Genomic DNA, 7,446 nt, shown 5'->3' with positions numbered 1-7,446 from the left:
GCCCCGCCGCTTCGAGGGGCGACCCCTGCTCGCCGCGGGCGCGCGCCACCTCGTCGGCCGCTTCTCCTACGGCCTGAGCCCGGCCCTGGCCGCCGAGGTCCGCCGCGCCGGCGGTGCGCCGGCGTGGTTCGAGCAGCAGCTGGAGCCCGAGCGGGTGCCCGACCCGGCCGGGGCCGACGTCGACACCTGGTGGCCGAGCCTGCGCCGCGGCCCGCAGGAGCTCTGGACGCGCAACGTCGAGGAGGTCGAGGGCGGCTGGGAGGTCATGCAGAGCCTCCAGCGCCACGCCCTCGCGCGCCGCACGGTCTCGCGGCGCCAGGTGCACGAGGTGATGACGGAGTTCTGGCAGCACCTGCTGAACGTGCCGGTCCACAGCGACGGCAGCTTCACCCACCGGGCCTCCTACGACCGGGCGATCCGCGAGCACGCCCTCGGCTCGTTCGCCGACCTGCTGCACGCCACGACCACCCACCCGGCGATGGGGATCTACCTCTCCAACGCCGTCTCCACCAAGCGGCACCCCAACGAGAACCTCGGCCGGGAGCTGCTGGAGCTGCACACGGTCGGGCGGGGTGCCTACACCGAGGACGACGTCAAGGCCTCCGCCCGCATCCTCACCGGGTGGCGGGTGGACCTGTGGCGCTCGTGGGAGGCCTACTACTCCCTCGAGGACCACTGGACCGGACCGGTGCAGGTGATCGGCTTCACCGACGCCAACGCCCCCCGCACCGAGGCCGAGGGACGCGCGCTGACCCGGCGCTACACCGACTACCTGGCCCGGCACCCGCGCACCGCCGAGCGCGTCGCGCGCCGGCTCGCGGTGAAGTTCGTCGGCGACGCCCCCTCGGCGGCGCTGGTGGCGACCCTGGCCCGCACCTACCTGCAGGCCGACACCGCCGTCCGTCCCGTGCTGCGCGCGCTGGTCGCCAGCGACGAGTTCCGCGCCGCCCGCGGCACGAAGGTCAAGGACCCGGTCGAGGACGTGGTGGCGACCTACCGCGCGCTCGGCGTGAAGATCGCCCGTCCCACGCAGGGCGACTCCGCGGTCAACGCGATGCTCTGGCAGGCCGGCAACCTGGGGGTCGAGCCGTACGCCTGGCCCACCCCGGACGGCCAGCCCGTCGACAACCGCTCGTGGGCGTCGCCCTCGCGGATGCTGGCCTCGCTGGACCTGCACTACTCGATGAGCGGGGCGTGGTGGCCCAGCAAGGACATCACCTACCGCACCGACCTGCAGTGGCTGCCGCAGCGCTCGCTGCGCTTCGACCTGCTCGTCGACCACATCTCGCAGCAGCTGCTCGGGCGCCGCTCGACCTCCGCGCTGCTGCGCGCCTGCTGCGAGGCGGTCGACGTGACGCCCGCGACGGTGATGAACGCCGAGCACGGCGTCGTGAGGTGGAACATGCACCGGGTGCTGGCCACCGTCCTCGACTCCCCCGCCCACCTGACCCGATGACCGGACCGGTGACCACGATGACCTCGACGACGACCTCCTGCTGCCCGGAGTACGCCGCGATGTCGCGGCGCGGCCTGCTCAAGGGCGCCGCCGCGCTCGCCGGCACCACCACCGTGCTCGGCTCGGCCGTCGTGACGGCCTCCCCCGCCACCGCCGCGAGCGCCGGGTCGGTGCTCGTCGTGCTGTCGCTGCGCGGCGCCGCCGACGGGCTCTCCCTGGTGGTGCCGCACGGCGACCCCGTCTACTACCAGGCCCGGCCCCGGCTGGCCGTGCCCGCCGAGCGGCTGGTGAACAAGGACGGCATGTTCGGCATGCACCCCCAGCTCGCGCCGCTGGAGCCGCTGTGGCGCTCGGGGCGCCTCGCCGCGGTGCACGCCACCGGCCTGCCGGTCCCGAACCGCTCGCACTTCGCGGCGATGGAGGAGGTCGAGGACGCCGACGCCGGGTCCGCGGAGCGGCAGGGCTGGCTGAACCGGCTCGTCGGGACCACGGCCGGGGACAGCCCGCTCCAGGGGTTCACCATGGGCGGCGGCGTGCTCCCGACCTCGATGTACGGCGACGCGCCGGTGATGGCGGCGGCCACCCTGTCCCACACCCGGCTGCCCGGCGACGACCAGTGGGACGCCACCGGCGGCCGGGTCCGCTCGCTGCACACGCTGTGGGACACCGACTCCTCCGTGCTGGCCGGGTCGATGCGCTCGACCTTCCGGGCCGTCGAGGGCCTGGCGCCGGCGAGCACGACGGCCAACAACCGCGCCCGCTACCCCGACGGCGACCTCGGTGCCGCGCTGTCGCAGGTCGCGCGGGTCATCCGTGGTGACGTCGGCGTCGAGGTGGTCACCGTCGACCAGGGCGACTGGGACATGCACACCGACGTCGGCAACCTGGAGTGGGGACGGATGCGCAGCAACGCCGGCCGGCTGGCCGGCAGTATCGCCGCCTTCTTCGACGACCTCGGCGACCAGGCGCCCAAGGTGACCCTGGTCGCGCTGAGCGAGTTCGGCCGCCGGGTGCAGGAGAACGCAAACTGGGGCCTGGACCACGGCTACGGCAACGTGATGCTGCTCGCCGGCGCCGGGGTGAAGGGCGGGCGGTACTACGGCAGCTGGCCCGGCCTGACCAACGACCTGGACTCCGACCTCCTGGTCACCACCGACTACCGCAGCGTGCTGTCCGAGGTCGTCACGACCCGGTTCAGCGCGTCCACCGCCGCCGTCTTCCCGGGCTTCACGCCCGAGGGGGTGGGGGTGATGACCTCGCTCTGAGCACCGGACGAGCGAGGTCCTCCATGCCCCTCGAGAGCGGGGGCGTCGGGGAGCGGTCGGCGCAGGGCCAGGCCACCACGGTGTCGGTGGGACACCGGCCGGGCCCGTCGGCCGCCCCCCGACGTACGTCAGTCCTGCTGCCGGTCCGCCCCGCCGAGCCCGAGCAGGTAGGTGGCCGACAGGTCGAGGTCGCCGTACCCGGCCTGCTCGGCGGCCCGCATCCGCTCGTGGACGCCGGGCACCAGGGCGAGGTCGACGCCGGCCGCCCGTGCGGCGTCCAGGATCAGTCCGGCGTCCTTCACGCCCCCGGCGAGCGCGAAGCTGGCGTCGTGGGCGCCGTCGAGCATGGCGGTCCCCTTGAGCTGGACGTACGGCGCGTCGAGCGCGCCACCGGCGACCGCCTCGAGGAACGCCCGGGGGTCGACCCCGAGCTCACGGGCCAGGGTCAGGGAGTCCGCGACGCCCTGGACGACGCTGAGCACCCAGGCGTTCGCGGCCAGCTTCAACCGGGACCCGGCGCCGACCGGCCCGACCCAGGTCGTCCTGGAGCCGACGGCGTCGAGGACCGGCGCCACCCGCTCCCGCAGCTCCTCGGGGCCCGAGGCCAGCACGACCAGGGCGCCCTTCTCGGCCGGCTCCTTGGTCCCGAGGACGGGGGCGTCGAGGTAGGCGACCCCGAGGTCGTCGGCCAGCGCGGCCAACCGGTCGCTCCCGTCGACCCCGACGGTCGACTGCTGCACCCACACCGCGTCCGGGGACAGCGACCCGCGGGCCTCCTCCATGGTCGTGGCGACCGACTCGGCGTCGTAGAGCATCGTGACGACCACGTCGGCGCCGGCGACGGCCTCGGCGACGGAGGCGCAGACGGTGGCGACGTCGGCCAGCGGCTCGGCCCGGGACGTCGTCCGGTTCCACACGCGGGTCTCGAGACCGGCGCCGGCGACGTTGCGGGCCATCGGGGCGCCCATGGTGCCGGTGCCGAGGAAGGCGACGACGGGCGTGCGGGCAGGGGTGGTGGGGAGCGCTTGTTCGGTCACGCCGACGACGCTACGACCCGGCAGCGTCCCCGGATCCCACCCGTGGGGCCGTCCCGGTCCCGGCTGCGTCCTCAACGGGACTCAAGCGGGGGTGCCCCGGCGCCGATGATCTCGTCACGACCCAGCCCTCCCTCCGACCGACGCGGGCCTCACGGCCCGGAAGCAGGTGACCGATGACCGCGCTCGACGCCTCCCCCCGCCCCGGGCCGACCCGCGGCACCGGCCCCGGCGCCTCGTCCTCCACCGCGCCCGGCGGCCCCGGCGCCGCCGGCGGACCGGTGCAGCGCGTCGCCGACGCCAGCGTCTGGCTGATCTTCCGCCTCAGCGGCGTCCGCTCCTAGCCCGCCTGCGCCAGCGCGGCCTCGAGCCCGGCGCGCCCCGTCACTGCGAGTCGTGTGCCTGAGGACGACCTAGACGCCGTCCTCAGGCACACGACCCTGCACCCTGGCGCGCAGCTCGGTCGCCAGCACCTCCGGCGCCTGGTCCGGCACCCAGTGCCCGACCCCGGGAAGGGCGACGAACCGGTAGTCGCCGACGACGTGGTCGCCGCAGGCGTGCGCGCCGGCCGCCCCGGCGTACGCGTCGTCCTCCCCCCACACGAACGTGGTCGGCACGGTGCTGGGCGGGGTGTCGGCGATGCTGCGCCGCATCGCGCGGTACCAGTTCAGACCGCCCTCGAGCGCACCGTCGCGCAGCTGCGCCAGGTCGAGCTCCTGCTCCTCGGCCGGCACCGTGGTGCCCCACAGCGACCGCAGCGCGGCCGCGTCGTCGGCGAGCAGCGCGTCCTCGGGGCCGGGGGCGGGCGCCCGGAAGTCCTGCAGGTAGGCCGAGCGGGCCTGCTGGTCGGCGTCGGCCCGGAGCGCCGCGCCGTACGCCGCCGGGTGCGGGATCGAGACCGCGAGCAGCGACCGGACCCGCTCGGGGTGCCGCCCGGCGACCGACCAGGCCACCTGGGAGCCCCAGTCGTGGCCGACCAGGTGGGCGGAGGAGTGCCCGGTGGCCTCGACGACGGCCAGGGCGTCGGCCACCAGCTCCTCCAGCGCGTAGTCCTCGACCCCGGCGGGCCGGGCGCCGGGCGAGTAGCCGCGCTGGTCGGGGGCCAGCAGTCGTACCGGCGGGTCCTCGGCTCCGGGGCCGGAGGTGAGGAGGCGGGCCAGGGCCGTCCAGGACCGGGAGGTCTGCGGGAACCCGTGCAGCAGCACGACGGGCTCGCCGTCCTCGGGGCCGGCGGTACGGACGTCGAGCACGAGGCCGTCCCGCTCGACGCGGGTGCTCTGCCAGGGATCGGAGGTGGTGTGGGTCACGTGGTCGAGGCTAGGAGTGCCGGGTGAACGTGGGGTGGGCACTGGTCTGGACCGGGGGTGCGGGTCTCACCTCCGAGACCCGATGTCCAGGGTGTCGTCGCACTCTCGGGCCCACCCGCGGCGGCACGCAGTCCCCCTGGAGGTCCCATGCCGTCCACCCGTACCGTCCCCATCGTCGACGCCTCCGCGCCCGACCGCACCGCCCGTCGTCGGCGGGTCGGCCTCGAGCACCTCGCCCTCGCGCTCGTCCTGCTCGCGCTCTACGGCATCGCGGTCCTGCTCGCCTGAGCCGAGATGACGCTCGCGGACAGCCGAGATGACGCTTGCGGCGCCTCGAGATGACGTTTCCGGCGCGCCGGCCAGCGCACAGCCGGCCAGCGCACACCCGGCCAGCGCACACCCGGCCGGCCCGCAGCGGCCGGCGGGGTCAGCCGGCGGCGGCCAGGTCGGCGGCGGCCTGCTCGGCCCGCGCCCCGACGTCGTCGGGCACCGGCACCGCGGCGGCCGTACGGGCCTGCCACCGCTGCAGGGCGATGACCCGGGCGGCGGCCTGCTCGGCCCGGTCGCGCGGGACCGTGCCGGAGCCGATCGCAGCGGTCAGCGTGGCGTGCGTGGCCTCGGTGTCGGCCGGCATCAGCAGCAGGTCGGCGCCGGCGTTGAGCGCCTGGACGGCGGGGGTGTCGCGACCGACGACCGCGCCCATGCCGAGGGAGTCGGTGATCACGACGCCCTCGAAGCCGACCTCGTCGCGCAGCAGCTCGTAGACCGGGGCCGCGAGCGTGGCCGGCTCGCCCGGCGCCAGCGCGTCCAGCGCGATGTGGCTCATCATCACCGCGGGTGCGCCGGCGTCGACCGCGGCCTCGAACGGCCTCAGGTCCCGGGCGCGCAGCTCCGCGAGCGTGGAGTCGAGCTCCGGCAGGGTCAGGTGGCTGTCGCTGGTGACGGCCCCGTGGCCGGGGAAGTGCTTGGTGGTGGTGACCAGGCCGGCGTCGGCGTACCCCGCGAGCGCGGCGACGACGGCCTCGGTGGCCAGGTCGACGTCGGGGGACGGTGAGCGCGACCCGATCGTGGGGTCGGCGGCGCCGATGGTCACGTCGGCGACCGGTCCGAAGACCCAGGTGAAGCCCAGGTCGCGCAGCTCGAGCCCGGCGGCGTCGGCGGCGGCGGTCACCACGCGGCGGCCCTGCTGCGGGTCGGCGGCCAGGGCCTCACCGGCCTCGGCGAAGGCCGGGAAGGTCGTCGCGATGCCGCGCAGCTGCTCGACGGTCCCGCCCTCCTGGTCGACGCCGACCACGGCCGGCACGTCGCGGCCGTCCGCGGCGACGGCGCGGCTGATCGCGGCGGTCATCGCCCGGGCCTGCGCCTCGTCGGTGAGGTTGTCGGAGGTGACGCTCAGCCCGGCGAGGTGCAGGTCGCGCACCATCGCCGCCGCCTCGGCGGGGTCGGCCCCCCGGTAGCGGCCCACCACGACCTGGCCCGCGAGCTCGGCGTCGGTCATCGCCGCCGCCATCTCCTGCGCGTCGGCGAGCTCGCCCTCGGTGGGTCCCCAGCCGGTGGGGGCGTCGGGGTCGACCGTGGGCTCGGTGGACTCGGTCGGTTCGGCGGGGGCGCTCGACGACGGCGTGGCGCTGGGCGCGGCGCCGTCCGCCCCGCTGCCGTCCTGCGGTGCGCCGCAGGCGGTGGCCAGCAGCAGCGTCGCGGCGGTGAGGGCGCCGGCCGCGCGGGTCGTACGGGCTGGGGTGCTCACGCCCCGAGACAACCAGGCGGGCGGTCAGCCGGCGAAATCGCGGTGCGCCGGCCCGGCCTCGGCGTCGTCGGTGAAGGCGGTGCCTCCACCGAAGGCGTCGGCGACCGCGCCTGCGTCCAGCACCCGGGTCGGCAGCCCCGCGCGCCGGGCGCGCTCGCGCAGCCGCTCGGTCGGGACCTCCCCGCGGGACGCGACGAGCACCAGGTTGCCGGGGCGGCGCCCCTTCAACGTGGCCGGCTCGGCCGTCAGCAGCACCTGCGGCAGGTGCGAGCGGACGCCGGCGACGACCCGTCGGGTGTGCTGCCACGGGGCGCGGTCGCTGAGGTTGAGCAGCAGCCACCCGTCGGGCTCGAGCACCCGCGCGACGTCGCCCCAGAAGTCCTCCCCCACCAGCGACGCCGGCAGCCGGCCGTCGGCGAAGGCGTCCACGACGACCACCTCCGCGTACGCCGGACGCAGCGCCGCGACGCCGGTCCGGCCGTCGGCCGGGCGGACCTTGATCCCGCTGCGGGCCGGCAGCGGGAGGACCCGGCGCACCTCCTCGGTCATCGCCGTGTCGGGCTCGAGGACGACCTGGGCCGAGCGGGGCCGGGTCGCGGCGACGTACCGCGGCAGCGTCAGCCCGCCCCCACCGACG

8 protein-coding genes are annotated in these 7,446 nt (G+C 76.1%); 4 read left to right on the top strand and 4 right to left on the bottom strand.

Annotated elements, in window-relative coordinates; all coding sequences use genetic code 11:
* Positions 1–1,456, top strand: a 1,456-nt coding sequence (locus GV155_RS19930; protein ID WP_160011996.1) for a DUF1800 domain-containing protein, incomplete at its 5' end; no start/stop codon positions are given.
* Between the two features lie 17 nt (positions 1,457–1,473).
* Positions 1,474–2,721 (top strand): DUF1501 domain-containing protein, encoded by a 1,248-nt coding sequence (locus GV155_RS19925; protein WP_236554539.1) that lies wholly within the window; start codon positions 1,474–1,476, stop codon positions 2,719–2,721.
* A 128-nt stretch (positions 2,722–2,849) separates the two neighbouring features.
* Here GV155_RS19925 and GV155_RS19920 read toward each other — a convergent pair whose 3' ends face one another.
* On the bottom strand, positions 2,850–3,758 hold the full coding sequence (locus GV155_RS19920) for an NAD(P)-dependent oxidoreductase (RefSeq protein WP_201300391.1): 909 nt from the start codon (positions 3,756–3,758) through the stop codon (positions 2,850–2,852).
* Between the two features lie 173 nt (positions 3,759–3,931).
* Here GV155_RS19920 and GV155_RS19915 point away from each other — a divergent pair, with 173 nt between their 5' ends.
* Complete coding sequence (locus GV155_RS19915; RefSeq protein WP_160011992.1) at positions 3,932–4,099, top strand: hypothetical protein; 168 nt, start codon at positions 3,932–3,934, stop codon at positions 4,097–4,099.
* Between the two features lie 69 nt (positions 4,100–4,168).
* Here the strand turns inward: GV155_RS19915 and GV155_RS19910 are convergent, their stop codons facing one another.
* A complete protein-coding gene (locus GV155_RS19910; RefSeq protein ID WP_160011990.1) occupies positions 4,169–5,062 on the bottom strand; it encodes an alpha/beta fold hydrolase in 894 nt (297 codons plus the stop codon).
* Positions 5,063–5,209: 147 nt separating this feature from the next.
* Between GV155_RS19910 and GV155_RS19905 the strand changes: the two genes are divergently transcribed.
* Entirely contained in the window at positions 5,210–5,350 is a 141-nt protein-coding gene (locus tag GV155_RS19905; protein WP_160011988.1) for a hypothetical protein, read from the top strand.
* A gap of 139 nt (positions 5,351–5,489) precedes the next feature.
* Here the strand turns inward: GV155_RS19905 and GV155_RS19900 are convergent, their stop codons facing one another.
* Positions 5,490–6,809, bottom strand: a complete 1,320-nt coding sequence (locus GV155_RS19900) for a glycoside hydrolase family 3 protein (protein ID WP_236554538.1) — start codon at positions 6,807–6,809, stop codon at positions 5,490–5,492.
* Between the two features lie 24 nt (positions 6,810–6,833).
* A partial coding sequence (locus GV155_RS19895) for a spermidine synthase (RefSeq protein ID WP_160011986.1) occupies positions 6,834–7,446 on the bottom strand: 613 nt, incomplete at its 5' end.

Origin of the sequence: Nocardioides sp. AX2bis, from assembly GCF_902506435.1 — a bacterium.
GTDB lineage: Bacteria > Actinomycetota > Actinomycetes > Propionibacteriales > Nocardioidaceae > Nocardioides.
The sequence above is the reverse complement of the archived record's forward strand: the minus strand, read 5'-3'. Positions and strand labels throughout refer to the sequence as shown.